The following is a 25,657-nucleotide window of genomic DNA, read 5'->3' as shown; positions in this document are numbered from 1 at the left end:
TATCGTCACTTGAATATGGGCTTTGTTGTTGGGGGCTCTGGGTTGAGTATTATTGGAGTTCATCCAATCAAATCGACTTGAGGGCTGTTGAAATCAGCCTTCTACTGGATTTAATCCAACGGATTTGCTTAAAATCGCCCTCAAGGGGCTGATTTGCTGAATTTCACTGCAAAAAATCCAGTGGAAGTGTGTTTCTGGTCGTTAGTGGGACGATTGCATTGGAGTAAATCCAATGCAATCGTGCGTTGATCTGGAAGGGGGGGGAGAGGAGGAGTCGGGTACCTCCCAATTACAGCTACTCCAAGGAATAAGAGCCTGTAGGAGCTTTTATTTGCGGAAAAGCGGGAGTTTTGAGCAGGATAGAAGTCTTTGGAGACTCTTATCTTGTCTTAGACAAGATAAATCGCAGCTGCTCCAAGGACTAAGAGCCTGCAGGAGCTCCTAACTGCGGAAAAGCAACGCTTTCACGCTGAATAGAAGCCCTTGGAGACTCTTAATCTTACTCCACTCGCACAATCGATACGTCATCAATCTGCAGCGAAGTCAGCCCCGGGGAATCGATATAGAAGCCGATATCCAGGCTGCCATTGATTACTTTAACGGTGGACTGAATCAGTTGATAACCGCTGCTGGGCAGGATGCTGTTGTACACGGCTTTCCCGCCATAGCCAGCTAGCTCCATGCGAACGGTGCTCGGTGTCTTCCCGTACACGGTTTCTTTGACCCATGCGCTGATAGTATAAGTGCCGCTGGGCAGTGCGCTTAATTTCTGGTGGACGCTCATCTTGTAAGCTTTCGCATCCCAGAAATATAGCTTGAAGTTCCCGCTATGCATATCGTAGCTGTCGACACCATACTTGGCAGTTTGCCCAGCAGGATGCCATTCTGTCCAACCCCCGATCGTGCCCAGCTCAAAGTTCCCATTCACAATCAGCGGCGTTGCCGCATTCGTTAAACGCTCAGTGTCCAAGACCATGCCATCCAAATGGATGTTGCCATTGTCCGAAGCGGTATGTTCCAGCGTGACGAAGTTCACGCCTTTCTTCAAATGGATGCGATCCTGCTGACTCGCCCATGACTGCCATCCTGAGGTCGCGGCGAATGAAACCAGATGAGAGGGATCTGCCGTAACTCCTTTCCCATCGGTTGCGCTTGCATGAAGGCTGCCAGCTGCTCCTGATCCATTGGCATAACGATAGGAGAGCGCGTAATCACCTTCCTCAATGGCTTGAACGGCATAGACAATTTTAGCGCCCGTAATTTGCAAGCCGTCGACAAACCCAAAACCTTCATAACCCGCATAGTTATTGTTAAAATGGGTGCCATTCATCCAAGTTGCGACTTCAGCCGCGTAGTTGACCTTGGTGCCGGTCGGTTCAATTTTGACCACTTTGGATGCATGCTTGGCAAGCGAAGGGCTGTAGGCAGATAAGCTGCCGAGATTTGCTCCCGTCCACAGCTCTGTCGTCTTCGCCGATCCAACAATTCCCAAATCATGCGAATAGTTCACCGAACGCGCAGCGGTTTGATCCGAGCGATTGAACAATCCGACAATCCAGCTTCCGTCTGCCGTTTGTCCCAGCCATTTCTCTGAATTCCTCGCGCTAGGGTCGCTGCTGAACGAATTCCCATTGTTATAGTATGGTTTTCCGACAAAGCCTTGGTTGTGCAGTTCGAGCATATTTTTGTTGGTATAAAAGCTGCGGTTCTGTCCAATCGTGGAATATTGATCAGCAATCGCAATAGGCGACCCGGCCATCGTAAATAAATTAATGATCGTTTTGCGTTCCTCATCGGTTTTGAACGTATGCATGCGGATAAAATCGCCATCAAGAATCATGTTGGAGCCGCGTCCAGCAATATCCGAGAATCCGGTGAAGCCCTGGAAAGGGTTGGCCCATTGGGACCAGCTGTTCACCCAATTCTGACGTTGACCGCTCAGATTTTCCCACCCGCCATGCGCCAGGTCTTCATTGATTCTTACCATATCGCCATAAGGCAGTTCACCGGCGGCATGGTTATTCAGATGCGGCATAACGAGGCTTAGTTCCATCTCATTGCCAGCGGCCTCCTGCATCCAGCGCAACGCGGTTTGATAGTTCTCCGCACCATGATTAACGCCAATCGTTTTGCCTTTATCTGTGCCAGTTTCATACCAAGACAGGAAGTCTATGCGCAGATAAGGCACCCCGAGCTGTTTGAAATAATTCACATACCCTTGAATATAGGCTTTAGCGCCGGGCTTGGTCACGTCTACCCAATATAAATCATCATTGAATTTGTCGGCAGAACTGGCGATATCACCGACTTTATAAGTGGTTCCAATCACCGTTTTCGTTGGATCTGCAGCCGCGCTTCGTGTGACCCAAAGGGGATTATAGTAAACGCCCAACTTCATGCCTTTATTTTGGATATAGGAAGACCAGTAGGACCAATCATGCTGCCAACTATCGTTATGCGACAGAATGTAACCGTTCTCATTTGTGCGCTGAGCACCCTCAATCCAGCCATCTGAAGCGATCATATCATAGCCAGAATCTTTGTAATCGCTTGCAATCCAATCGATATTTTTTTTCCATTCGGCCTCATCCATAGGCGCGTTTCGCGTGTACTGATTCTCATAAGTACTCCAGTACAGAGGGCCTGTTCCATTTCGCGTATATTGACTTTCCCTTGCTTCTACGGTTTGTGCAGTGATTGTTGTCAGGAATAGAAGTGCGCAGCTGAAAGCTAAGAAATGAACGAGTTTGTTTTGGCGCAAAGAGGTTATCATCATGGTGGTAGTTCCTCGCTTTCGGTTGATCATTCGGTACATTCTCATCATAACGGAAAGCTGGCTAAGTAACTATGACCTGATTTAACCAGTATATTTTTCGAGAAAAAGATAGATGTCCGTGGCAATACTGAGAGATTTGCATACGTTGAACGTAAAGATTATTTCATTTACTTGAGAGATGGTGAGATGTTTGAAGATTCGAAAAGCGGTCATCCCAGCAGCAGGTTTGGGTACGCGATTCCTACCGGCGACCAAGGCATTGCCCAAGGAAATGCTGCCTATCATTGATAAGCCGACCATTCAATATATTGTTGAGGAAGCGGTAGCTTCAGGCATTGAGGAAATCATCATTGTAACTGGGAAAGGAAAACAAGCGATCGAGGATCATTTCGATAGTTCCTTTGAGTTGGAGAACCACTTGAGAGCTGCCGGAAAGCTAGAACTGTTGCAGCGGGTACAGGAGCCAACCCAGTTAGCCAAAATTCATTATATCAGGCAAACAGAGCCCTTAGGTTTGGGACATGCGATCTGGTGCGCTCGTGCGTTTGTTCAAAATGAACCCTTTGCTGTACTGCTTGGCGATACGTTTTTTGACGGGCAAACACCAGCTCTGGCACAGTTGATTCAAACTTATAATCGCTATCAGACCTCTATTATCGGTGTACAGGAAGTAGATGCGCAACTAGTATCCAATTATGGTGTAGTCGAGGCGAAACCTCTATATGAAGGAATTTACCATGTTACGAATTTGATAGAGAAACCAGCGCCTGAAGATGCAGTATCGAACCTTGCCATCCTCGGGCGTTATATTCTGACACCGCGCATTTTTGACTTGTTGGCCAAGCAGCAAGCAGGCATTGGCAGCGAGATACAATTGACAGATGCCTTGCGGACGCTGAACGAATTTGAAGCCATGTACGCTTGCAAGGTCCAAGGCTGCTGGCATGATATTGGCAACCATCAAGGTTTCATTGCAGCCATACTAGCCGAAGCGAATAAAAGACCTGAGATCAAACGATGGCTTCATGAACATCTGGCACATATGAGAAGAGAAACGGAGTGAATGCTAATGAAACGGCTTCATATTATTCAAGTCATTTCTAACTTTCCGAACGCTCAAAAGCTGCCCCCAACCAACCAAGGAGGCACGGAAAAGGTTGTCTATGAACTCACAGAAAATCTTGTAAAAAGAGGTCATCATGTGACGGTTTTCGCAGCAAGAGGAAGCCGCACAAGCGCCAATTTGAAGCCATTCCCCAAGGGCCTTCGCGGCAAAGGAATCGCCAAATATGTGATAGGCAACTTGCCGAGGCACGTAGATGTTATTCATGACCATACCTTTGATTCTGCGCTTGGGAAGTTAAACCTGAGAATCCCAACCGTATGCACGCTCCATCTGCCGGTTAAACATCGTGTGAAGCATCCCGTTTATGTTTCCAAGCGAGCCAAACAAGTCATGGGGAAAAATCGCGGCGATTATGTGTATAACGGGATTAATCCAAGCGAGTATGAATTCAGCTCCAAGAAGCGGAATTATATGGCATTCATGGGTCGGATTTTACCGGAAAAAGGTGTCCTGCAAGCGATAGAGATTGCGGAGAAAACGAATAAAAAACTGATTATTGCGGGTCCAATCAAAGATAAAGAATGGTTTCGCCGTGTATTGGCCCCGCGCATCCGCCGCAATCCCAATATCCATTTTGTCGGACCGATCGGCGGCCAGAAGAAGCAAAAACTTCTGAAAAACGCGCACTGCGTCCTGTTTCCCTCTCTTTGGGAAGAACCGTTTGGTTTAGTGATGATTGAAGCGATGGCTTGCGGAACACCGGTCATTGCGCTTAATCGCGGCGCTGTTCCTGAAGTGATGGCCGGTTTCCCACAGTTAATCTGTAGATCGATTCCTGAAATGGTTGCCAAAGTCCAACAAGGAAACTTCCCAAACCCGCACGTACTTAGACGCTATGTCATTCGTCGGTTTACAACCTCTCGAATGACCCAACGCTATGAATCTATTTACCGGCGAGTAATGAAAAAATAAGCCAGCTTATGGTGCTGATTTGTTTGAATAGCAGCTGTTGAACCTAGCCTACGGCTAGGTTTTTTGGCACGCTCTTGCCCATGGGTGAATATACTGCCATTAATTCCGTCACTAGGAATCGAGGGAGGAAACGGATGCGTACTTACAAAGTAAAACGCGATCAACGTGATTTTCGTGATTATTTTTATCGCAGTGTTAATTATATTCGTGAATCGCAACTGCCTCGGCAAATGGATTTGCGGAAGCAGTTATCACCTATCGTGAATCAAGGGCAGCTCGGCTCATGTACATCCAATGCCATTGTAAGTGGACTGCGAGAGTATTGGCTGCGCCGCGAAAGCGATTCTAACGTTCGGTTGTCTCGCTTATTCCATTATTGGCATGAACGGAAGCTCGAGGGCAACGTCAATCAAGATGCCGGAGCAACTGTCCGTGATGGGATGAAGGTGCTGCACAAAATAGGCGTGTGTCCTGAAACGGAGTGGCCATATCGCATAAACCAATATAAAGTGAAACCGGATGAAGAAGCGGAGCAAGCGGCAAGCTCCTATCGTATCGGCAGTTATCATCGCATCCATGACTTGGCCGGCATCAAAGCGGCTCTAGCAGACGGTCAGCCTGTTGTATTTGGCATAAGGCTGTATGAGTCTTTTGAAAGTGCAGCAGCGGCAAGAACGGGGAAGATTCCTTATCCTAATCGCAAGAAAGAACTGGTGCTAGGCGGACATGCGCTGTTGGCTGTCGGTTATAAAGACGGCAAGAGCAAAGGCAAAGGGTACATCATCGCTCGAAATTCATGGGGGAAAGCTTGGGGAGACAGCGGGTATTGCTACTTGCCTTATACATTTTTCAAAAACAAAGCGCTCACTTTTGATTACTGGACCGGCAAATAAGAAAGGGGATTGCTCCATGTTAAGTGTAGAAGATGCGAACAAGGTGATTGCCTTTTTATCAGCAGCCTATTTTGCAACGAATGACCAACAGGCGAGAGCGGAGTTTAATCGGTTGGCGAACGAGCTGAGAAAAGCTTCCGGCCAGCCTGTGCAATAAGCAAGCAAATCACCCGGAAACGAGGGCGGCTTTTATATGCCAGAAGAGTTGCAGAAAGAGGAACTCATTCTCCTAATTTTAGTTTTATATGTCCTGCTAACTTTGTTGCTCATTTGTTTTTTATAAAATAACAATGAAAACAGCCGCTTGCGCATCACGCGCAAGCGGCTGTTTTGACTTGTTTAGAACCCTTTATATTGAGGTTCTTCATTTTCTAATTGCTGGACACGGGAAGAAACTTGAGTGACGATGTCTTGGGTTGATTTGGCCGCAGTTTCATACAACTGCTTAGCTTCTTGATTTTGTGTGCTGAGCGCGAAAGTTTCTAAGCTAGCTTGTGCGCTTTTTAGAGAAGCCAACGTTGTTTTTACCTGTGCGGACACGGTCATGAAGGTTCACCTCGTAATAGAATTTTGCAGCAAGGATGATCGTTTGGCGTCAAAACCTTGTTTGCGCTATTTAATATGCCCCGACTTTCCCTTTACATAAATAACAAATAAACCCATTGAAAATTAATGATACTTGGCCTCCAAAAAGCACATAATGACATGGATTGAAGTGATAAGTAAGGGAGGATATGGCGATGCCGGATTGGTTGCATATTGTAGTAAGAGCTACGTCAACATTGGTTTTATTGTTTGTTTTAACTAGGATTTTAGGGAAAAAACAGATATCTCAATTAACGTTTTTCGAGTATGTGATCGGGATTACCCTTGGAGACCTGGCAGGGGCGATTTCCACGGATGTGGAAGCGAATTTCGGACATGGCGTTATTGCTATTCTTGTTTGGTGCTTCGTACCGCTTGGAATGGAATTGCTCACACTGAAAAGCAAAACCTTGCGCAACTGGGTTGATGGCAAAGGGACTGTCCTCATCAAAGAGGGGAAAGTGTTGGAGGATAATTTGAAAAAAGAAAGGTTCACGGCGGACGAGCTGCTCGAACAATTGCGCTCCAAGAGTGTCTTCCGTGTAGCGGATGTGGAATTTGCCATGTTGGAAGCCAGTGGAGATATCAGCGTGCTCCTCAAAAGTGAGTTGCAGCCTTTGACACCGAAGCATCTGAACATGAAATTAGTAACGGAAAAGCCGACGCAAACAGTCGTGATGGATGGTGAAATTCAAAATGAGCCGCTCGCTGCGGCTGGCAAAGGTCGTGGATGGTTGCACGAGGAACTGGATAAAATAGGCGTAACCATAGAGAATGTTTTCCTCGGCCAAGTGGACACCCATGGGGAGCTCACCGTAGATTTATTCGATGACAAGCTTCAGGTTCCGGCACCAAGTGCAAGACCCATGCTGCTTGCTACCTTGAAAAAGTGTGAAGCGGATTTGGAACTATTCTCACTCACGACGCAGCATGAGCAGGCCAAGATGATGTATGAGTCTTGCTCTGAGCAGCTAACGAAAGTCATTCAATCAGTCACAACCATCTTGAGAAGCTAGACACTTGGATGAATTGGAGGGAAAGGCATGGCGAATAACAAGAAAAAAACATTAACCATGACGCAGCAGGAATATCAGAAGTTGGCGAAGGAGCAAGAACCCAAACGCCCTGTTTTGAAAAATTGCATGCGCGCCTTTTTGGTTGGAGGCATTATTTGTTTAATCGGGGAATGCTTTATGCATATGTATGTCAACTGGTTTGGTTTTACGGAGAAAACGGCTGGAAATCCGACAGTGGCTACCATGATCATCATTTCTGTCATTTTAACAAGCTTCGGTGTCTACGATAAAATTGCCCAATGGGCAGGGGCAGGCAGCGCGGTGCCTGTTACCGGTTTTGCGAACTCCTTATGCTCCGCAGCGATTGAGCATCGGGCAGAAGGGCTGGTCCTTGGGGTTGGCGGGAACATGTTCAAATTAGCGGGTTCAGTTATTGTATTTGGGACCGTTGCAGCTTTTTTAGTTGGCATCGTGCATCTTATTATTATGGGCGGGAGTTGACCATATGCTCAAGGGGCATCAAAGCTGGATTTTCCCAAATCGGCCCGTCATCCTATCGACGGGCACTGTTGTCGGGCCTGACGAGGGCAAAGGGCCAATCGCCGATGATTTTGATCTTGTGCACGACGATTTGACGATGGGCCAAAAAACATGGGAAAAAGCGGAGAAGGTACTGCTGGAAGAAGCCGCACAGCGTGCATTGGATAACGCAGGGCTGACTGGCGGTCAGATTCAGTTCTATCTTGGAGGGGATCTGATGAACCAGATCATCTCCAACACGTTCGCTGCACGCACACTGGGGATGCCGTATCTGGGCTTGTTCGGTGCTTGCTCGACCTCCATGGAAGGTCTGGCACTCGCCGCGCAGCTGATCGATTCAGGCGCCGCCAAGCATGTGATGGCAGGCACCTGCAGCCACAACTGCACGGCGGAGAAACAGTTCCGTTATCCGACGGAATACGGCTCTCAGAAGCCGCCGACGGCGCAGTACACCGTAACCGGCGCTGGTGTCGCCGTGCTGGGCACTTCCGGTGACGGACCTGTCGTCACCTCGGCTACGATCGGTCGGATCGTCGATATGGGCATCACCGATCCGTTCAACATGGGCGCGGCTATGGCGCCCGCGGCCGTGGATACGATCCAGGCGCATCTCCGCGATCTCGATCGCGAGCCTGGCTATTACGATCTGATCATCACCGGAGACTTGGCGGAGGTTGGGGTGAACATTGCGCGGGAGCTGTTCGCCAAGCACAAGGTGCCTATCGAGCAAACGACCTATAGCGACTGCGGGTTGCTCGTCTACGATAGGGAGAAGCAAACCGTTCAAGCGGGCGGCAGCGGCTGCGGCTGCTCGGCAACCGTCACCTATGGGCATTTGCTCAAACGGATGAAGAAGGGAGAGCTCAAGCGTATTCTCGTCGTCGCGACGGGCGCATTGCTTTCTCCGCTTTCCTTCCAGCAAGGGGAGAGCATTCCTTGTATAGCGCACGCAGTTTCTATTGAGTCTGGGGGGTTGTACGCATGAGTTTTGTATGGGCTTTTATTATCGGCGGCGCGATCTGCGTGTTTGGGCAACTGCTCATGGATGTAGGGAAACTGACACCTGCACATACGATGAGTACGCTCGTCGTTTTAGGAGCAATCGCGGACGGTTGCAACTTGTACGATCCTTTCATTGAATTCGCTGGTGCTGGCGCTACCGTGCCGATCACCAGCTTTGGCAATGCGCTCGTGCACGGCGCCCTTGAAGAACTGCATAAAGATGGCTATATCGGCATTATTACCGGTATTTTCAAGGTCACAAGCGCGGGGATTTCGGCAGCCATTATCTTCTCTTTCATAGCTGCCGTCTTTGTGAAACCCAAAGGATAAATAAAGTGATCAACAAGCCCTTTCGGATCGAACCGAAAGGGCTTGTTCTGCGTCTAAACAGCATGGTTAATTTTAACAAATAAATTTAGAGGAATTGCAAGTATACGGACGAAAAGCTTTGCTGTAAACTGGATTTACGCAACGCAAACTTTAAGGAGGATCAAGACATGGAAACTGCCACCCATCATCATGTAGAAGTTCTGGCTAGGCTGAAAGCGAATTTAGAATCCTGCATACTTGGCAAGAGCTCTGAGATTGAATTATTACTTACTGCGATGCTGGCCGGCGGACATGTTTTGCTGGAAGATGTTCCTGGAACAGGCAAGACAGTTCTGATCAAAGCACTTGCTCGCTCGATAGACGGTCAATTTCGCCGCATTCAATGCAATCCCGATTTATTACCTTCGGATATTACCGGTGTTTCTATATATCATCCCAAAGAAGAGAAGTTTCTGTTTCGTTCAGGACCGATTATGACGAATATTTTACTCGTCGATGAGATCAATCGGGCTACGACCAAAACCCAGTCAGCGCTTCTGGAAGCGATGGAAGAACAGCATATCACGGTTGACGGGGATATTCATGAACTTCCTTCGCCGTTTCTGATGCTCGCCACGCAGAATCCGATTGATTTCGAAGGCACCTACATATTGCCGGAAGCGCAGCTGGACCGTTTCATGATTAAGCTAAGTTTGGGATATCCGAGTGAAGCTGCCGAGAAGCTGATGATTGCTTCCCAGAGCAAGCTGCACCCGATGGAGTCGCTGCAAGCTGTAATGAACACCGCGGAGGTACTCTCGATTCAAGACCAGGTTAAGCATGTTCATCTGGATGAAGCTGTTGCCGATTATTTAGTGACCATAGCTCGCAAAACACGCGATCATCAAGCAGTGTTCCTAGGAGCAAGTCCGCGAGCTACACTGTCGCTAGTGCTTGCTTCCAAATCATTTGCCTTTCTGCAAGGAAGAGATTATGTCATTCCGGATGATATTAAGTACCTTGCTCCCTATGTGCTTGGCCATCGGATGATTCTTCATACGGAAGCCCGCATGGACGGAGCCACGATCTCTTCCGTTCTCGGCGCGATTTTCGAGCAGGTCCGCGTGCCGGTACGATTGGAGAAGTGAGCCTATGAATCGACCGGTATTCAAACGATTCGGGGCGCGGCCCCGGTTTCCGGCACCTCTATGGCTTCTGATCGCCTGCTTCACCGCAAGCTTGTTCTTCCTGCTGTTCCAAGGCGGTAAGCTCGCTTCGATGCTTTTTATCATCATAACGCTCTTATCCATCTACCTGCTATCAGGCAATTGGAGCGGCATCAGACGCGCACAAGGAACTCGCAAGCTTTCTAATCTGGGCCAGGAAGCCCAACTGGAAGCAGGGCAATCCTTGCAGATTGGAATTGGCGTGCAAATCCCCGGCTTTTGGCCGATCCCGTATATGATGATCAGGGACCAACTCATCCGTCTGAATGGCGAAGAAACCATTTTTGAAGGATCGCTTGTGCCAGATTGGAAAAGGAAAGGGGAATTGCTGTACAGCACACCGCCTTTGCGAAGAGGGTATTATAAGTTTGGCGCTACGGAGTGTTTGACAGAGGATATTTTTGGCTTCTTTCAGCACAAAGGCCGTTTGGATCTTACGCAGTCGCTAACGGTATATCCGCAAACGGTCGTGATTCGGGAGTGGGCGCAATTTCACCAAATGCTCAAAGGGATGCAGCATCACTCGACAACGACGAGAGCCCACCGTGAAACGACGCAAATCAACGGGGTGCGCGAATATATTTATGGGGACCGGCTATCTCGGATTCACTGGAATGCCACAGCCAAAACAGGGACATGGAAGTCCAAAGAGTTCGAGCGTGAATCGCTTCCCAAAACGATCATCTTGCTGGATCGCACCGCCCGTGCTTATGGGGAAGTAGCTGAATTTGAGCTGGCAGTATCTGTAGCAGCTTCGTTATTTCGCTACGGTGCCAGTCGCGATTTGGCGTTAGGCTTGCTTTCCATCGGCAAGGAATCCACGTTCTTTGAAGCGAAACAAAGCCAGAATCATCACAAACACATTCTCAAGCATCTAGTCGGCGTCGAAGCAGATGGCTATCGCTCCTTGAATCAGATCCTCAAGGAACATACACGCGAGCTGCCAGCTGGTTGTTTCTTCGTTATCATTTCTCCGCAGAAAGGAGCCGTGATGATGCAGGTATTAACGTATCTGGAGCATTTGCAAATGAATCCTTGTCATATCTGGGTCCATGATAGGTCTCCTCAAGCTAGCAAACCACTGGGTGCACAGCAGGATAAACAAGAAGATTGGATTAAAGCTATCCGTTCGCAGGGTTATATGGGGTATGAGGTCAACCAATTAACGGACTTGCCCAATCTGTTGGGAGGGGCAAAACGTTATGCCTAACTCCATCTGGAAAAAGTTTCTGTTTGCCGATTGGGAGCAGCGTGTCAGCGCCATTCTGACCGGGGTTTTCCTCTATCAATTCGTGATTTGGATTATGAAAGAGGATGGTCTGTGGCTTCCCCAAACTGTCTCTTTCGTCACAGCTTCATTGTGCCTGATCGCATTTACGTACTTCTTGCCTCGACTCCACGGCGCATGGCGTTTCATTCTGCAATTCCTGTTGATACTATGGCTGCACGGCTGGGGAATGGGTTATCACTTCGTCGCTGTGCATGTGACATCATGGCATGAAACTTTGCGCTGGATTGCTTTAAATGCCGGGCAATTGGAACCTTTCATTTGGTTCAGCCTATCGGCTTGCGTCACGTATCAATTCGCTATGTGGTCTGTTCAATCCAGAGTGCGGATCGTCGTGCTAATTTTCGTCAGTGTCATGTTTTTTGCCATCCGTGATTCCTTCAGCACGATTTTTCTATGGCCACAGGTTGCCATTGTCATTCTTTGCGGCTTTTCGCTGTTGATGCTTCGCCATATGGCCCGCTTGAAGGAACGCGCGCCTGTGATTTGGGAAACCATCACGGATTACCCGTCAGCGCTGATCGTACCCGTTGTTTTGATTGTCGGTGTAACCTTTCTGGTTGGACTTGTTGCACCAACGGTGAGTCCGATTATCACCGATCCCTACACAGCCTGGAAGGTCAGCCGCGGAGAATCCGTTCCGCTTCTAGGCAAAGGCATCAGTGTTACAGCTTCTACGGCTGATGCTTCCTCTGGCTACAGCCGTGATGACAGCCGGCTGGGAGGCGGCTTCCGTTATGATTACACACCGGTCATGACGGTTGAAACAACGAGACGAACCTACTTCCGTGGAGAAACGCGTGCCTTATATAATGGAAAAGGGTGGGAGGCTAGTCCTACTGAGCGCAAGCTTCCGGTTAATCGCGTTAATTTGAACCCGCTTCCGCTTGACCCGCGATTCGATCAGTCCATGCTGCAAACGCAAGAGGTGAAACAGAAAGTCGTCATGCAGCGGGAAGAGGTATTTCCCGTGCTGTTCGGAGGATTTGCTATTCAGAAAATAGACGAAGTGAATCAAGGCGAGAATCCGTTCCAACGAATTTTATGGTCACCTCGTCAATCGGAACTCCGTTTTACAGGCAAAAGCAATTATCCCAAAGATTATGTCATTACGACACAGGAGCCGATTCTGGAAGAAGCCTTATTGCGTGAAGTGAAAGCCGATTATACGAACAAGCCGGATTGGGCTGAGTATTTGCAAGTGCCGACCGAATTACCTGAACGTGTGAAGCAGTTGGCACTTGATATTACCAAGTCGGCAACAAATCCGTATGATCAAGCCAAACTAATCGAAAAGTATTTGTCCGAGCACTATCCGTATACGAACACACCGGATGAAACAAAAGGCAAGAGCAAGGATTTCGTGGATCGCTTCTTATTCGAAGTGAAGCAAGGCTATTGTGATTATTATTCAACCGCTATGGCTGTCCTTACGCGCTCGATTGGTCTTCCTACACGTTGGGTAAAAGGTTATTCATCAGGTGTCTCGCCAGTACCTGACCAGATCAGAGACTTTGGTATTTTGGGTCAATTGGGAGCCGCAATCAATGCAAATGCTGAGGGGACATATACGATCAGAAATTCAGATGCCCATTCGTGGGTAGAAGTTTATTTTGAAGGTTTCGGCTGGATATCTTTTGAACCGACTTCAGGCTTCAAGCTGCCGAATCTGTTCCCTGAGGTAACGCCGCCTCCTGTTCCGTTAACAACAGAAACGGACCCCTTGCCTGAAGTAGAGTCAACAGAAGCGGCGCCAAGCTTTACTTGGCTATGGCTAACTTTAGGTGGTATAGCAGCAGCTTTTGTGGTTGCTGCTGGCCTATACTTCGCAATGAGAAGCGAGGTTTGGAGCGCTTGGCGAACACGCCGCAAAGAATTACAAGTGATTAATTTTAATCAAAAAATTATTGTTGAATTTGAAAAACTGCTGCGACTAAGCCGCCGCAGAGGCTATTTGCGTCTGGAACATGAAACGATGAGAGAAGCGGCAACACGGTGGGCGAATCAAAGCAAGTGGATGAAAAAAGAGCTGGAAACGGTGATTGAGCTCTTTGAACGAGCCAAGTATAGTCAGTTGAGTTCGACAGAAACAGATTACCAAACGGTTAATCAGTCGATAAGCCGATTAAAAGAACAGATGAAATAGCAGGAGAAGCCACTTCCCTAATAGGGAGTGGCTTCCCTGTGAGAGGAGATATTCATATGGCGTTTATAGATTGTCACTTTTATTCAGATTCTCTTGGTGTATCCGCATCGATGCACGTCATTTTGCCGCAAGCCGCGCAAAGTCAAATCGGGTTAGCTTCATCTGTTTATGGGGACAAGCATCCGACACTTTATTTGCTCCACGGTTTGTCCGATGATCATACCATTTGGATGCGCAGAACCTCGATTGAACGATATGCATCAGAGCTTGGCATTGCGGTGGTCATGCCTGCTGTGAATCGCAGCTTCTATGCCGATATGGCGTCTGGACCTAACTACTGGACGTTCATCAGCGAGGAGCTTCCTGCTCTCGCCCGATCCTTTTTTCCATTAGCTGAAGAAAGAGAATTGAATTATGCGGCAGGACTTTCCATGGGCGGTTACGGAGCAATGAAGCTTGCGCTAACGCATCCAGATCGGTTTGCTGCAGCGGCTAGCTTATCCGGAGCTTTGGACATTTCCGGCCGGGCCATCAGTTTTCCGAATGATTTCAAACTGATTTATGGCGATGTTACGAAGATTAAAGGCAGCGGCGACGATTTATTTCATTTGGCCGATCAACTGTCGGTGTACCAAGGGGTTAAGCCTGAACTCTATCAATGCTGTGGCACGGAAGATTTCCTGTATGAAGATAATATCAGGTTCCGTGATTATTGCCGCGATTTGAAGCTGAACCTGACCTATGAAGAAGAGCCAGGCACACATGAATGGGGCTATTGGGATCGCAAGATTCAAAATGTATTGAACTGGCTGCCGCTTCCGGCACGTTCCTAGAGCGAAAATATGTTCTTTTTCTTTTTGCAACAAACGGGTCACTATGGTATAGTTTCACGTATATGTCGAGGAAGCAGTTGGAGGGAAGTTGTTTGCTGAAAAAGCTCATACCCAGACAGTCCGTACATACAATCTATGATATTGATGCCAATCACCTTTGGGATTTTGGCGTTCGCGGAATCATTACAGATCTCGATAACACACTGGTAGGCGCGCGTGATCCGCATGCGACTCCTGAGTTAATAGAGTGGTTGAAACAGCTGCAGAAGATGGGCTTCAAGGTGGTCATTGTGTCCAACAACAACCATGGCCGCGTTTCCGCCTTTGCCGAACCTCTGGGCATTTCGTTCATCCATCGTGCCAAGAAACCTACGAACGTCTCATTTCACAAGGCTATGAAGCTGCTTGGTACGAATGTCAGACAAACAGCGGTCATAGGCGATCAAATGTTAACAGACGTTCTAGGCGGCAATCGATTGGGGCTTTATACGATCCTGGTTCAGCCGATCTCCATTGCGGATGAAGGTTTTTTTACGAAAATTAATCGCCGTATTGAGAAGTGGGCTTTGAAGAGGATGAAGAATTAGGAGGTTTCATGATTACAGAAACAGTGAATCGTTGTGCAGGCTGTGGTGTCCTTCTGCAAACGGAAGAAAAAGGCAAGCTCGGTTACATACCAGCCGAAGCGATGGACAAGGAGCCGCTGATTTGTCAGCGCTGCTATCGCATTAAACACTACAATGAATCTTCGAGTATCACTCTCCAGCAGGACGACTTCCTGAAATTGTTGGGACACGTCGGTCAAACCAAAGCGCTGGTTGTGAAAATCGTAGATATTTTTGACTTTGAAGGCAGTATGATCAGTGGTTTAGCCCGCTTTGTTGGCTCGAATCCGGTTCTGCTTGTCGTCAATAAAATCGATTTGCTGCCCAAAGTAACGAACGCCAACAAAATTATTAATTGGGTGCAGCGCAGAGCCAAGGAAGAGAATCTCAAGGTCGTGGATATTATTCTTTGCAGCGCGAAGAAAAATATTGGCTTTGATCGTGTAATTACCGCTGTGCAAGAGTATCGCGGCAACATGGATGTCTATGTGGTTGGAGCCACGAATGTGGGCAAATCAACGTTGATTAACCGCTTGATCAGCGACTACAGCGACTTGGATTCGGAACTTACGACGTCGCAGTACCCTGGCACCACGCTGGATCTCGTGAAGATCCCGTTAGATGACGGGAAATTTATTGTGGATACGCCGGGGATTGTTCATAGGCACCGGTTAACAGAAGTGGTGAAGAAGCGTGACTTAGCCCGCATTATGCCGGATAAGCCGCTAAAACCGATGGTTTTTCAATTGAATGAAGCCCAAACGTTATTTTTTGGCGCCTTAGCCAGATTTGACTTTATTAAAGGGGAGCATCAGTCCTTTACTTGCTATACATCCAATGCGGTGCAAATTCACCGCACCAAACTAGAACGTGCGGATGCGTTGTATGAGGAGCACAAAGGTGTTATGCTGGCGCCTCCGAATCTAGCAGATCTGGAAGAACTGCCTAAGTTTGTGAAGCATCCGCTGCACATTCCTAAGGGGAAACAGATGGATGTGCTGATCTCAGGTTTGGGTTGGATCCGTGTCAATAGTATCGCTGGAGCGGAACTTGCCGTTCATGCACCTAAGGGGATTAAAGTTATCGCGCGTGAAGCATTGATATAGGGAGACCGGAGGAAACCATGGAGAAGAGCCGCACAATTGACAGTCATACGATTCTATACGGGGTATTCGGAGATCCGATTCGGCACTCCCGTTCCCCGATTATGTTAAATCGGGCTTTTCAAGAAGCCGGCATTAATGCGGTATACGCAGCTTTTCATGTTCGTCCTGATGAGCTGGGCAATGCGGTTCGCGGGATTCGGGCGTTAGGCTATCGTGGAATCAATGTAACCATTCCGCACAAAGTGGAAGTCATGCCATATCTCGATGCGATTGATGAAGGCGCCAGAATTGTTGGCGCTGTGAATACCATCGTGAATGAAGCTGGCAAGCTTGTCGGCTACAACACCGATGGCATCGGGTATGTTAGATCGCTTAAAGAAGAGACGGGCATTGTACTGACAGGTAAACGTGTGCTTCTCCTTGGGGCTGGCGGCGCGGCAAGAGGTGTTGCTTACGCGCTGGCCAAAGAAGGTGTAGCCTGTATTTATATAGCAAATCGCACCAAGGAACGTGCCATTGAGCTTGCGGAAACAATCAGCGCCTATACGAAGACTGTTGGACTGGGGCTTGATGAGCTTGGGGATATTGTGGATGAGGTTGATTTTGTACTCAATACAACATCAGCTGGCATGCATCCTCATGTCGATGAGCTTCCAATGCCGATAGAGCTGCTGCGCGCACACCATTTAGTCAGTGATTTGATTTATAATCCGCGGATCACGCGATTTTTGCGTGAAGCGGAAGCCAAAGGTGCCCGCATCCATGGCGGACTTGGCATGTTTATTTATCAAGGCGCATATGCCTTCGAATATTGGACTGGTACCCCTGCGCCCGTAGCGGCGATGAGACAGGTGGTAGAACAGTCGTTAGCTGAATAAGAATGAATAGAGGGACATCTATGTTATCAGGCAAACAGAAACGTTATTTGCGCTCCATGGCGCACCATGTAGATCCAATTTTTCAAGTTGGCAAAGGCGGAGTGAACGAACATTTGATTCGTCATATCCAAGAAGCACTGGAAGTGCGTGAACTGATCAAAATTACCGTACTCAACAACAGCGGCGAAGATCGCGATGAGGTAGGTACGGAGCTTGCGGAGAAATCCGGAGCTGAGCTTGTGCAGGTTATTGGCAAAATGGTTGTGCTCTACAAAGAATCGCGTGACAAGAAGAAGATCGAACTGCCGCGCTAAAGAGGTGGAAGCATGCTGGTCGGAATTATGGGAGGAACCTTCGATCCGATTCATACCGGGCATTTGATCGCCGCAGAGCGGGCGAGGGTGGAAGCAGGTCTGGATGAAGTTTGGCTGATGCCGGCTAATGTGCCTCCGCACAAGCCAAATGCCCCAAAGGCATCGATCCAGCAGCGTTGGGAAATGGTTTGCCTTGCCGCTGAAGGCAATCCTTTTTTTCGGCCGATTGATATCGAAATGACCAAAGGCGGCGTATCTTATAGTATCCAGACCATTGAGCTGCTGCTCAAGGAATATCCGGATACAGAATTTGCTTATATTATAGGTGCAGATATGGTTCAATATTTGCCGCAGTGGCATCGCATCGATGACATCGTGCGGCATATTCGTTTTATTGGTTTAGCAAGGCCTGGCTATGAACTCGATATGGATCAGCTTCCCTTGCCTATTCGTAGTCGGGTATCGCTCGTCCCCATGCCGCAAGTAGATATTTCTTCAACGATTATTCGTGAGGAAAGGCAGCGCAAACGCTCTGTTCGCTACTTGGTTCCAGAGGCTGTGAATCGTTTCATGGAGGTGAACCGATTGTATGAATCGTGAGAAGCTGATTGCCGCTGTTAAGGAACAAATGCCTGAAAGACGCTGGCTGCATACGCTTGGCGTTATGGAAACCAGTGTGATCTTAGCCAAGCGTTTTGGCGGAGATACGGAGAAAGCGGACTTGGCAGCTATTTTGCACGATTATTGCAAGTATTGGCCTGTACAAGAGCAAGCTAAGATTATTAGGGACAACGCCTTGCCGCAGGACTTGTTGCAGTTCGACAAAGAACTATGGCATTCCCATGCCGGAGCCTTTATCGCCAAATCCCAATTTGGGATCGTGGATGAAGAAGTTTTGGATGCCATTCGTTACCACACCTCCGGTCGTGAAGCGATGACATTGCTCGATAAAATCGTTTGTTTGGCAGACTATATGGAGCCAGGACGCGACTTTCCCAGTGTTGATCGTATTCGTGAACTTGCCGAGATCAGCTTAGAGCAAGCATTGATTGCCGGGTTTGATTCTACGATCGCTTTTTTACTTGCCAAAGGCAAGCGGATTTATCCATTGACCATTTTGACACGCAATGATTTGATTCAGCAAATAAAGACTTAATATTTGGAGGATGATTGAATGAGTAAAAACCCAGAGGAAATATTGGCATTTGTCGTAGAAGCAGCCGAGGATAAGAAAGCGGCAGATGTTGTCACGCTTAATCTGCAAGGCGTATCGCCGATTGCGGATTACTTCGTTATTTGTCACGGCAACAGTGAGACACAAGTGCAAGCCATTGCTGGAGAAGCCCGCAAAAAAGCGCACGAAAACGGTGTGAACATCCGCGGCTTCGAGGGTATTGATACAGCAAGATGGGTCCTGCTTGATCTGGGGGATGTTGTCCTTCATGTTTTCCATCGCGATGATCGGGAATATTACAATATCGAAAGACTTTGGTCCGATGCCAAGGTTGTGGAGCGCGTATGAGACTGGAAGCAGGATCCCTTGTTACCCTCGAGGTAGCAAGGGAAGTTCCGCCTAACGGTTACTTTCTGAGCGACGGCTATCAGGATGTGCTGCTGCCTTATGCGGAGATTGTAGGGAAGATTAAGCCTGGGGATCAAGTGGAAGCTTTCCTGTTCCACGATACACAGGATCGATTGATGGCGACTTTGAAGCGTCCGTTGATTCAAATGGGTGAAGTGGGCTTGCTTGAAGTGGTTGATATCCACCCGAGATTTGGTTATTTCCTCGAAATGGGTTTAGGCCGCAATCTGCTGCTTCCATATCGGAACGTGCCGGAACTGGAAGAGCTGCGCCCACTCGTAGGGGACAAAGTATTTGCCACCCTGGCGCATGATCGGCAAGGGCGTCTAATTGCCAAATTGGCGCTGGAAGAGGATCTAGCGCCTCTATGTGTGCGTGCTCCTTCGAGTTGGAGCAATCAGTGGGTCAAAGGGCGTGTATATCGTCCGCTGCAAATCGGTACGTTCGTCATCTGTGAAGCCGGTGTGCTTGGCTATGGGGTTATCGGCTTGATCGCTGCACCGGAACGCACACGCTTGCTGCGTGTGGGGGAACTGGTTGATCTGCGCGTTGCTTTTGTGCGGGAAGAAGATGGACGAGTGAACTTGTCGATGCGGCTTGCTAAGGAAAAAGGACGTGATGAAGACGCAGATAAGATACTCAGTGTCCTGCGTGAGCGTCCAGGAAATGCAATGCCCTTTTCCGATAAATCGTCGGCTGACATCATCAAGGATCGATTCGGCCTTAGCAAAGCAGCTTTCAAACGCGCCCTGGGCAAGCTGATGAAGGATGGGCTCATTTATCAAGAAGAGGACTGGACCTATCTGAAGCCAGAGGAGACGCAAGGCTGATATGAGCTACCAAAAATTCGCCTATACGTATGACCGTTTAATGAATAATATGCCTTACGAGGATTGGCTTCGTTTCGCCAATGAAGGCTTCGAGCGGTTTGGCCTTCAGCCCTCGGCAATTGTCGATCTTGGATGCGGTACCGGCAATATCACGATTCCGTTAGCCGCAGCAGGCTATCAGATGACGGGCATTGATTTGTCAGAAGATATGCTGGCTGTCGCTGAGCAGAAGGCTGGAGAGCATAAAATGCCGTTTCGCGGCGGCGCGATTCGTTGGGTGCAGCAGGATTTGCGGGAATGGGATCTGGGCGAGCAAGCTGACGCGGCGATTTCTTTCTGTGACAGCTTGAATTATTTGCTAGAGGAAGACGAGATTGTCGATGCTTTCCGTCAAACATACGAAGGACTTAAATCAGGCGGGTTGTTTCTTTTTGATGTGCATACGCCCGAGCAGTTATTCGCTTATGCGGAATCTCAGCCTTTTTTCTTAAACGAAGACGATGTTGCCTACATATGGACAAGCGAGCTCGATGAGGCAAGAGTCCAAATTGAACACGATTTGACCATCTTCGTCAAAGATGAAGGAAACAAGGGGACTTTTCGAAGAATCGATGAAATCCATCAACAGCGAGCCTATCCTCTGGAATGGCTGGAACAAATGCTGCTGGATGCCGGTTTTGCAGAGGTCCATTTGGCTGCTGACTTCACCTGGGAACTACCGACCCGTGCAACGGAGCGCGCTTTCTTTATAGCCAAGAAATAAACCTGAGAAGTCGGGCGCCGCTTGACATGACGGCATTATTTTACATATAATCAAAGCTAATCAGATGTGCTTAAAGCTAAGAAGAGGATCAGTAACTTGTACAGCATCTCTCAGAGAATCGGTTAAAGGGTGGAAGCCGGTAGATGTTAGTCTTGTGAACTCGCCTCGGAGCTAGAAGGTGAACCACCAGCAGGCTTGGTGCTAGCCGGATCGTCTCACCCGCGTTAAGGGGCAGAGTGAACACAGGCATAGTATGCTTCGTGTTAACTAGGGTGGTACCACGGGAATCTAACCTCTCGTCCCTAGCGATATCCGCTAGCGATGAGGGGTTTTTTGGTGCTTATAGCACTTTGAACTTAGGGAGGAAATTAGACATGACACAGGAAACCAAAGAAACGAGAGAGACGCAAGGCTATAATCCGCAAGCGGTGGAATCCAAATGGCAGGGTTATTGGGATGCGAAGAAAACATTCAAAGTTTTGGAAAATTCGGATAAGCCGAAATTCTATGCACTGGATATGTTCCCATATCCGTCCGGGGCGGGTCTGCATGTCGGGCACCCAGAAGGCTACACGGCAACGGATATTGTTTCGCGCTTTAAACGGATGAGAGGGTATAACGTGCTTCATCCGATGGGATGGGACGCTTTCGGACTTCCTGCCGAGCAGTATGCCCTTGATACAGGGAATGATCCGCGCGAGTTCACGAAGAAGAATATTGATACGTTCCGTCGCCAAATTAAGTCGCTCGGTTTCTCATATGATTGGGATCGTGAAATCAGCACGACGGACCCGGAATACTACAAATGGACACAGTGGATTTTCATCCAACTGTACAATAAAGGGCTTGCTTATGTAGACGAGGTTCCTGTTAACTGGTGTCCGGCTCTGGGCACGGTGCTTGCGAACGAGGAAGTCATTGATGGCCTGAGCGAGCGGGGCAACCATCCGGTTATTCGCAAACCGATGCGCCAGTGGATTCTGAGAATCACGGAATATGCGGAGCGGTTGCTGGAAGATCTGGAGGAGCTGGATTGGTCCGAAAGCATCAAAGATATGCAGCGCAACTGGATTGGAAAATCAACAGGGGCAGAAGTGCATTTTGCGATTGAAGGCCAGACAGAGCACAAGCTGACTGTGTTCACAACACGTCCGGATACGCTTTTCGGGGCCACGTATTGTGTATTGGCTCCGGAGCACGAACTGGTTGCGCTCATTACGACAGCCGATCAGGAAGCTGCGATCAAGGAGTACCAAGAGAAGGCATCCCGTAAGAGCGATCTTGAGCGTACAGACCTTGCCAAAGACAAATCAGGCGTATTTACGGGCGCATATGCGATAAACCCAGTGAATGGCGCTAAGGTGCCGATTTGGATTGCTGATTATGTCCTTGGCGGATATGGAACTGGCGCTATTATGGCGGTTCCAGGGCACGACCAACGTGACTGGGAGTTTGCTAAACAGTTTGATTTGCCGATTATTGAAGTTGTGCAAGGCGGAAACATCGAACAGGAAGCCTATGCAGGCGATGGCGCTCATGTGAACTCTGATCCGATTAATGGCTTGAACATTGAGCAAGGGATCAGCCACATGATCGCTTGGCTGGAGCAAAATGGCAAAGGGCAAGGCAAAGTGACCTACCGTTTGCGCGATTGGCTGTTCAGCCGCCAACGCTACTGGGGAGAGCCGATTCCGATTCTCCACCTCGAAGATGGCACGATGAAGCCTGTTCCTGTGGATCAGCTTCCACTCTTGCTGCCGCAGGTTGACGAAATTAAGCCTTCAGGCACAGGAGAATCACCGCTGGCGAATGTTTCGGAGTGGGTGAATACGATTGATCCAGAAACAGGCATGAAAGCTCGCCGCGAGACGAATACGATGCCGCAATGGGCTGGAAGCTGCTGGTACTACCTGCGCTTCATCGATCCGCATAATGATAAGGAGTTCTGCTCACACGAGCTGCAGCAGCAATGGCTGCCTGTCGATTTGTATATCGGTGGTGCGGAGCATGCTGTGCTTCACCTGCTGTATGCGCGTTTCTGGCACAAAGTGCTCTACGACCTTGGCTTCGTTCACACCAAAGAGCCATTCCATAAGCTTGTAAACCAAGGGATGATCCTTGGGGAAAATATGGAGAAAATGAGTAAATCTCGCGGCAACGTGGTGAATCCAGACGATATTGTTAGCGATCAAGGTGCGGATACCTTGCGTATTTACGAAATGTTCATGGGACCTCTGGAAGCCACCAAGCCGTGGAACACGACGGGTGTAGATGGGATCTACCGTTATTTGAATCGTGTATGGCGTTTATTCGTAGATGAGAATGGGCAAGTTCAAGCCAAAATCAGTGCGGACGAACAGTTGGGCAGCGATAGCTTCAAACGTACATGGCACCGCAGCATCAAGAAAATTACCGAGGATTTCGAAGCACTTCGTTTCAATACAGCAATCAGCCAAATGATGATTTTCGTCAATGAAGCGTACAAGACGGAGCGTTTGCCCCTTGAAGCTATGAAGAACTTCGTTCAAGTGCTGTCGCCGCTTGCTCCGCATCTAGCTGAAGAGTTATGGGAGAAGCTGGGCGGTACAGAGTCCATTACGTATGAGCCTTGGCCAACATATGATGAGGCATGGACTGTGGATAATGAAATTGAGATCGTCGTTCAGGTTAACGGCAAGATTGTTGATCGCGTACTGATTTCCAAAGATACAGATGAAGCGGCGATGGAAAAAATTGCTTTTGATCTCGACAAAGTCAAAGAAGCGACCGCCGGAAAGGCCGTTCGCAAATTGATTGTCGTCAAAGGGAAGTTAGTTAATATCGTTGTAGGTTAATCGATCAAGATGACGACGGAGAAGGTTACTGCTTCAATGTAAAGCGATGCTCAGCCTTCTCCAAGTCTTCTTCATATTTAGCATGAGTTGCGATGATGACACGTGAGAATACCCCAGCAAGCTCTTCCTCCAAGATGCGGAGGCCCTCTTCTGTAATACCCCCAGGAACGGAAACTCGCTTTTGCAAGGAAATAGGGTTAAAGCCCCCCGTTGTCAGCAATTTTCCTGTGCCCAGCGTCATTTCACTCGCAAGCAGTGTGGCTTCCTCATTAGAAATCCCCGTCGCTTCAACAGCGGCATCAATGAACGATTGCAGAAAATTGGCTAGAAAAGCCGGCCCGCAGCTCGATAGATCGGAAGAAATACGCGTATAATTTTCAGATACGGATATTGGCGAAGAGATGTGTGCGAAGAGGTTCTCAAGCCACTCTTTATCCTCTGGCTGCATGCGATTGCCATGAATGCACAAAGTAGCTCCGCTAAGGACATAATTCGTAATACTCGGTATAACTTTACTTATTTTCGCTGGAAGAAGACCTTCCAAATGCTTAATGAGGACAGGACTTGTGATGGATACAACAAATTGTGAGGGAAGCACGTCCTCTTTAATTTCATCAATAACCTTTTTGAATTCAGATGGCTTCACGCAAAGAAAGATCAGATCGCTCTCCTGCACAACTTCTTTATTCGAGCGGGCCACTTGAAGCCCAGGATATCTCTCCGCTAGCATCTCTACTTTATGAATCGTTCGATTCCCAGCAATAATTTGCTCCGGATTGAAAGCCCCAGAATGAATAAAAGCTTCAATTAGAATACTTCCCATACTCCCAGTGCCGATGAATCCTGCTTTCATCTAGTAATCCCTCCCGAAAAAATCAGTCACTTGTGTACCTATTTATCGCTCTGAGTCCGTATTTATTGCCATTCGGATGCTTTTTCATTTATATGTCTGCGGTTGCGCTATTATGCAAAGGGAGGATGATTCGTGGATTTTTTTCGTTCTAATAAATCGAGGCTTCTGCTGATTGTGGCTGCGATTAGTTTATTTATGTCTGTTGCGTGGCCTTTTATTCTTGGGGGAAGATCTCGCATCGAGACGAAGTTCGAACCGATGAATCGACAGATGCAAGTCATGATTGACCAACAAGAAGAGGGGCCGAGCGCTTTGCCTGAAGATCAGCCATCCAAAGTACTGGAAGCCACATCAACGGCTGCTTCGAGGAGCAAGCCTCAAACAGTTGCTCCGGACTTCAAAGGCAAGCTGGATTTAAATATCATGACCTTCGAACAATTAAAGGATCTGCCGGGCATTGGCGATAGCAAAGCACAAGCTATTCTGGACTATCGTTCCCAGAAAGGAAGTTTCACTCAGGTAGAGGAATTAATGGAAGTCAAAGGGATCGGGGAGAGGATGTTAGTTAAGTTAAAGCCATTGCTGTATGTGAGTTCACCGTAGTTCATCTTTTATTTTGAGGGGAAGTATGAGAGAATACTAGAAATGAAAAAAGGAATTCAATGTCAGTGTCATTGAAGATTTGAGGAGGAAATAGCTCCGTTATGAGCATTCGTAAAGATTGGGATACGTATTTTTTGGATATTGCCTATATGGCCTCTACACGTTCCAGGTGCAATCGACGTCATGTTGGCGCGGTGTTGGTTCAAGGCAAGAAACTGCTGGGAACGGCCTACAATGGTGCTCCTATGGGGGTTGCGGATTGTACAGAAGCAGGTTGTATGCTGGTAGAAGAAATTGAACTGAAAGTCGTGGAAGAGATAGAAGAAGTGATTCGCAAGCAGCGTTGTATTCGAACGATTCATGCGGAACAGAATCTGCTGTTGTTTACGGATCGCGAAGATCGCGAAGGCTCTACCGTCTATGTCACGGATCAACCCTGCTGGACGTGTGCGAATATGCTGGCGAACAGCGGCGTAATCGAAATCGTGTTTCACCGGGGGTACCCCAAGGATCATGAGAAGGTCAGTCAGTTAATGGACGCCAGAGGGATAACTTTCCGGCGTATGGAAGCTTATGAGCCTCCGCCAGGCACGGTGTCTGAGGTCATTAATTAGAATGCAATCCAATAATGAATCCA

The 25,657-nt window shown here is 48.2% G+C and carries 27 protein-coding genes and 1 other annotated feature; of the genes, 24 read left to right on the top strand and 3 right to left on the bottom strand.

Annotated features, from left to right (window positions below):
• Window positions 1-499 precede the first annotated feature (499 nt).
• The gene (locus IEY34_RS01560; protein WP_189006595.1) at window positions 500-2,776 is read right to left on the bottom strand and encodes a carbohydrate binding domain-containing protein; all 2,277 of its coding nucleotides are present in this window, start codon (window positions 2,774-2,776) and stop codon (window positions 500-502) included.
• 190 nt (window positions 2,777-2,966) lie between these two features.
• On the opposite strand from IEY34_RS01560, the gene galU reads away from it, so the two are divergent.
• The 4 genes from galU to IEY34_RS01540 all read left to right on the top strand — a co-directional run bounded on the left by galU (window position 2,967) and on the right by IEY34_RS01540 (window position 5,864).
• Window positions 2,967-3,839, top strand: coding sequence for a UTP--glucose-1-phosphate uridylyltransferase GalU (galU, locus tag IEY34_RS01555; RefSeq protein WP_189006593.1), 873 nt, complete (start codon window positions 2,967-2,969; stop codon window positions 3,837-3,839).
• Between the two features lie 6 nt (window positions 3,840-3,845).
• Entirely contained in the window at window positions 3,846-4,814 is a 969-nt protein-coding gene (locus IEY34_RS01550) for a glycosyltransferase family 4 protein (protein WP_229757409.1), read from the top strand.
• A 134-nt stretch (window positions 4,815-4,948) separates the two neighbouring features.
• Complete coding sequence (locus IEY34_RS01545) at window positions 4,949-5,707, top strand: C1 family peptidase (RefSeq protein WP_189006590.1); 759 nt, start codon at window positions 4,949-4,951, stop codon at window positions 5,705-5,707.
• Between the two features lie 16 nt (window positions 5,708-5,723).
• Window positions 5,724-5,864 carry an N-acetylmuramoyl-L-alanine amidase gene (locus IEY34_RS01540; RefSeq protein ID WP_189006588.1) on the top strand — a complete coding sequence of 47 codons (141 nt, stop codon included), beginning with the start codon at window positions 5,724-5,726 and terminating at the stop codon, window positions 5,862-5,864.
• 182 nt (window positions 5,865-6,046) lie between these two features.
• Here IEY34_RS01540 and IEY34_RS01535 read toward each other — a convergent pair whose 3' ends face one another.
• Entirely contained in the window at window positions 6,047-6,253 is a 207-nt protein-coding gene (locus IEY34_RS01535; RefSeq protein ID WP_079411817.1) for a DUF1657 domain-containing protein, read from the bottom strand.
• A gap of 194 nt (window positions 6,254-6,447) precedes the next feature.
• Between IEY34_RS01535 and IEY34_RS01530 the strand changes: the two genes are divergently transcribed.
• From IEY34_RS01530 to leuS, 18 genes are all read left to right on the top strand, one after another.
• Window positions 6,448-7,308, top strand: a complete 861-nt coding sequence (locus IEY34_RS01530; protein ID WP_373291137.1) for a DUF421 domain-containing protein — start codon at window positions 6,448-6,450, stop codon at window positions 7,306-7,308.
• A 27-nt stretch (window positions 7,309-7,335) separates the two neighbouring features.
• The gene (gene spoVAC / locus IEY34_RS01525) at window positions 7,336-7,809 is read left to right on the top strand and encodes a stage V sporulation protein AC (RefSeq protein ID WP_189006583.1); all 474 of its coding nucleotides are present in this window, start codon (window positions 7,336-7,338) and stop codon (window positions 7,807-7,809) included.
• 4 nt (window positions 7,810-7,813) lie between these two features.
• Entirely contained in the window at window positions 7,814-8,833 is a 1,020-nt protein-coding gene (gene spoVAD / locus IEY34_RS01520) for a stage V sporulation protein AD (protein ID WP_189006580.1), read from the top strand.
• On the top strand, window positions 8,830-9,180 hold the full coding sequence (gene spoVAE / locus IEY34_RS01515) for a stage V sporulation protein AE (RefSeq protein WP_189006577.1): 351 nt from the start codon (window positions 8,830-8,832) through the stop codon (window positions 9,178-9,180). The genes spoVAD and spoVAE overlap by 4 nt, the downstream gene beginning before the upstream one ends.
• 167 nt (window positions 9,181-9,347) lie before the next feature.
• Window positions 9,348-10,307: an AAA family ATPase gene (locus IEY34_RS01510; RefSeq protein WP_189006574.1), complete on the top strand. Its 960-nt coding sequence runs from the start codon at window positions 9,348-9,350 to the stop codon at window positions 10,305-10,307.
• 4 nt (window positions 10,308-10,311) lie between these two features.
• A complete protein-coding gene (locus tag IEY34_RS01505) occupies window positions 10,312-11,595 on the top strand; it encodes a DUF58 domain-containing protein (protein ID WP_189006571.1) in 1,284 nt (427 codons plus the stop codon).
• Window positions 11,588-13,819 (top strand): transglutaminase TgpA family protein, encoded by a 2,232-nt coding sequence (locus IEY34_RS01500; protein ID WP_189006568.1) that lies wholly within the window; start codon window positions 11,588-11,590, stop codon window positions 13,817-13,819. Before IEY34_RS01505 ends, IEY34_RS01500 begins: the two co-directional genes overlap by 8 nt.
• 56 nt (window positions 13,820-13,875) lie before the next feature.
• Entirely contained in the window at window positions 13,876-14,652 is a 777-nt protein-coding gene (locus IEY34_RS01495; protein ID WP_189006566.1) for an alpha/beta hydrolase, read from the top strand.
• A gap of 92 nt (window positions 14,653-14,744) precedes the next feature.
• The gene (locus IEY34_RS01490) at window positions 14,745-15,239 is read left to right on the top strand and encodes a YqeG family HAD IIIA-type phosphatase (RefSeq protein ID WP_189006564.1); all 495 of its coding nucleotides are present in this window, start codon (window positions 14,745-14,747) and stop codon (window positions 15,237-15,239) included.
• A gap of 8 nt (window positions 15,240-15,247) precedes the next feature.
• Entirely contained in the window at window positions 15,248-16,363 is a 1,116-nt protein-coding gene (gene yqeH, locus IEY34_RS01485; protein ID WP_189006561.1) for a ribosome biogenesis GTPase YqeH, read from the top strand.
• A 17-nt stretch (window positions 16,364-16,380) separates the two neighbouring features.
• The gene (gene aroE, locus IEY34_RS01480; protein ID WP_189006558.1) at window positions 16,381-17,241 is read left to right on the top strand and encodes a shikimate dehydrogenase; all 861 of its coding nucleotides are present in this window, start codon (window positions 16,381-16,383) and stop codon (window positions 17,239-17,241) included.
• A 20-nt stretch (window positions 17,242-17,261) separates the two neighbouring features.
• The gene (gene yhbY / locus IEY34_RS01475; protein WP_189006555.1) at window positions 17,262-17,555 is read left to right on the top strand and encodes a ribosome assembly RNA-binding protein YhbY; all 294 of its coding nucleotides are present in this window, start codon (window positions 17,262-17,264) and stop codon (window positions 17,553-17,555) included.
• A 12-nt stretch (window positions 17,556-17,567) separates the two neighbouring features.
• Window positions 17,568-18,155: a nicotinate-nucleotide adenylyltransferase gene (locus IEY34_RS01470; RefSeq protein ID WP_189006552.1), complete on the top strand. Its 588-nt coding sequence runs from the start codon at window positions 17,568-17,570 to the stop codon at window positions 18,153-18,155.
• A complete protein-coding gene (gene yqeK, locus IEY34_RS01465) occupies window positions 18,145-18,711 on the top strand; it encodes a bis(5'-nucleosyl)-tetraphosphatase (symmetrical) YqeK (protein WP_189006549.1) in 567 nt (188 codons plus the stop codon). The genes IEY34_RS01470 and yqeK overlap by 11 nt, the downstream gene beginning before the upstream one ends.
• Before the next feature lie 18 nt (window positions 18,712-18,729).
• Entirely contained in the window at window positions 18,730-19,077 is a 348-nt protein-coding gene (gene rsfS, locus IEY34_RS01460) for a ribosome silencing factor (protein ID WP_189006546.1), read from the top strand.
• Window positions 19,074-19,967, top strand: a complete 894-nt coding sequence (locus IEY34_RS01455) for a CvfB family protein (RefSeq protein WP_189006544.1) — start codon at window positions 19,074-19,076, stop codon at window positions 19,965-19,967. The genes rsfS and IEY34_RS01455 overlap by 4 nt, the downstream gene beginning before the upstream one ends.
• Window position 19,968: 1 nt before the next feature.
• Window positions 19,969-20,730 (top strand): class I SAM-dependent DNA methyltransferase, encoded by a 762-nt coding sequence (locus tag IEY34_RS01450; RefSeq protein ID WP_189006541.1) that lies wholly within the window; start codon window positions 19,969-19,971, stop codon window positions 20,728-20,730.
• A 69-nt stretch (window positions 20,731-20,799) separates the two neighbouring features.
• Window positions 20,800-21,037 (top strand) — a binding site (T-box leader).
• A 67-nt stretch (window positions 21,038-21,104) separates the two neighbouring features.
• Window positions 21,105-23,564, top strand: a complete 2,460-nt coding sequence (gene leuS / locus IEY34_RS01445; RefSeq protein WP_189006539.1) for a leucine--tRNA ligase — start codon at window positions 21,105-21,107, stop codon at window positions 23,562-23,564.
• Between the two features lie 25 nt (window positions 23,565-23,589).
• Here the strand turns inward: leuS and comER are convergent, their stop codons facing one another.
• The gene (comER, locus tag IEY34_RS01440; RefSeq protein ID WP_189006537.1) at window positions 23,590-24,417 is read right to left on the bottom strand and encodes a late competence protein ComER; all 828 of its coding nucleotides are present in this window, start codon (window positions 24,415-24,417) and stop codon (window positions 23,590-23,592) included.
• Between the two features lie 132 nt (window positions 24,418-24,549).
• Here comER and IEY34_RS01435 point away from each other — a divergent pair, with 132 nt between their 5' ends.
• Both IEY34_RS01435 and IEY34_RS01430 read left to right on the top strand, forming a co-directional pair.
• A complete protein-coding gene (locus IEY34_RS01435; RefSeq protein WP_229757408.1) occupies window positions 24,550-25,020 on the top strand; it encodes a ComEA family DNA-binding protein in 471 nt (156 codons plus the stop codon).
• Window positions 25,021-25,121: 101 nt separating this feature from the next.
• Window positions 25,122-25,634 (top strand): deoxycytidylate deaminase, encoded by a 513-nt coding sequence (locus tag IEY34_RS01430; protein WP_189006535.1) that lies wholly within the window; start codon window positions 25,122-25,124, stop codon window positions 25,632-25,634.
• The last annotated feature ends 23 nt before the right edge of the window (window positions 25,635-25,657 follow it).

Source organism: Paenibacillus marchantiophytorum (genome assembly GCF_014640555.1).
Taxonomy (GTDB): domain Bacteria; phylum Bacillota; class Bacilli; order Paenibacillales; family NBRC-103111; genus Paenibacillus_E; species Paenibacillus_E marchantiophytorum.
This window is presented reverse-complemented; position numbering and strand designations above follow the sequence as displayed.

What these genes read in the sequence shown, in the direction of transcription:
- IEY34_RS01535 (WP_079411817.1), bottom strand. Translation starts at nt 6,253, where the DNA reads ATGACCGTGTCCGCACAGGTAAAAACAACGTTGGCTTCTCTAAAAAGC.
- leuS (WP_189006539.1), top strand. Translation starts at nt 21,105, where the DNA reads ATGACACAGGAAACCAAAGAAACGAGAGAGACGCAAGGCTATAATCCG.
- IEY34_RS01560 (WP_189006595.1), bottom strand. Translation starts at nt 2,776, where the DNA reads ATGATGATAACCTCTTTGCGCCAAAACAAACTCGTTCATTTCTTAGCT.
- IEY34_RS01500 (WP_189006568.1), top strand. Translation starts at nt 11,588, where the DNA reads ATGCCTAACTCCATCTGGAAAAAGTTTCTGTTTGCCGATTGGGAGCAG.
- aroE (WP_189006558.1), top strand. Translation starts at nt 16,381, where the DNA reads ATGGAGAAGAGCCGCACAATTGACAGTCATACGATTCTATACGGGGTA.
- IEY34_RS01470 (WP_189006552.1), top strand. Translation starts at nt 17,568, where the DNA reads ATGCTGGTCGGAATTATGGGAGGAACCTTCGATCCGATTCATACCGGG.
- yqeH (WP_189006561.1), top strand. Translation starts at nt 15,248, where the DNA reads ATGATTACAGAAACAGTGAATCGTTGTGCAGGCTGTGGTGTCCTTCTG.
- IEY34_RS01505 (WP_189006571.1), top strand. Translation starts at nt 10,312, where the DNA reads ATGAATCGACCGGTATTCAAACGATTCGGGGCGCGGCCCCGGTTTCCG.
- IEY34_RS01450 (WP_189006541.1), top strand. Translation starts at nt 19,969, where the DNA reads ATGAGCTACCAAAAATTCGCCTATACGTATGACCGTTTAATGAATAAT.
- IEY34_RS01550 (WP_229757409.1), top strand. Translation starts at nt 3,846, where the DNA reads ATGAAACGGCTTCATATTATTCAAGTCATTTCTAACTTTCCGAACGCT.
- IEY34_RS01530 (WP_373291137.1), top strand. Translation starts at nt 6,448, where the DNA reads ATGCCGGATTGGTTGCATATTGTAGTAAGAGCTACGTCAACATTGGTT.
- IEY34_RS01540 (WP_189006588.1), top strand. Translation starts at nt 5,724, where the DNA reads ATGTTAAGTGTAGAAGATGCGAACAAGGTGATTGCCTTTTTATCAGCA.
- spoVAC (WP_189006583.1), top strand. Translation starts at nt 7,336, where the DNA reads ATGGCGAATAACAAGAAAAAAACATTAACCATGACGCAGCAGGAATAT.
- spoVAD (WP_189006580.1), top strand. Translation starts at nt 7,814, where the DNA reads ATGCTCAAGGGGCATCAAAGCTGGATTTTCCCAAATCGGCCCGTCATC.
- yhbY (WP_189006555.1), top strand. Translation starts at nt 17,262, where the DNA reads ATGTTATCAGGCAAACAGAAACGTTATTTGCGCTCCATGGCGCACCAT.
- rsfS (WP_189006546.1), top strand. Translation starts at nt 18,730, where the DNA reads ATGAGTAAAAACCCAGAGGAAATATTGGCATTTGTCGTAGAAGCAGCC.
- IEY34_RS01430 (WP_189006535.1), top strand. Translation starts at nt 25,122, where the DNA reads ATGAGCATTCGTAAAGATTGGGATACGTATTTTTTGGATATTGCCTAT.
- IEY34_RS01545 (WP_189006590.1), top strand. Translation starts at nt 4,949, where the DNA reads ATGCGTACTTACAAAGTAAAACGCGATCAACGTGATTTTCGTGATTAT.
- IEY34_RS01455 (WP_189006544.1), top strand. Translation starts at nt 19,074, where the DNA reads ATGAGACTGGAAGCAGGATCCCTTGTTACCCTCGAGGTAGCAAGGGAA.
- IEY34_RS01495 (WP_189006566.1), top strand. Translation starts at nt 13,876, where the DNA reads ATGGCGTTTATAGATTGTCACTTTTATTCAGATTCTCTTGGTGTATCC.
- IEY34_RS01510 (WP_189006574.1), top strand. Translation starts at nt 9,348, where the DNA reads ATGGAAACTGCCACCCATCATCATGTAGAAGTTCTGGCTAGGCTGAAA.
- yqeK (WP_189006549.1), top strand. Translation starts at nt 18,145, where the DNA reads ATGAATCGTGAGAAGCTGATTGCCGCTGTTAAGGAACAAATGCCTGAA.
- spoVAE (WP_189006577.1), top strand. Translation starts at nt 8,830, where the DNA reads ATGAGTTTTGTATGGGCTTTTATTATCGGCGGCGCGATCTGCGTGTTT.
- comER (WP_189006537.1), bottom strand. Translation starts at nt 24,417, where the DNA reads ATGAAAGCAGGATTCATCGGCACTGGGAGTATGGGAAGTATTCTAATT.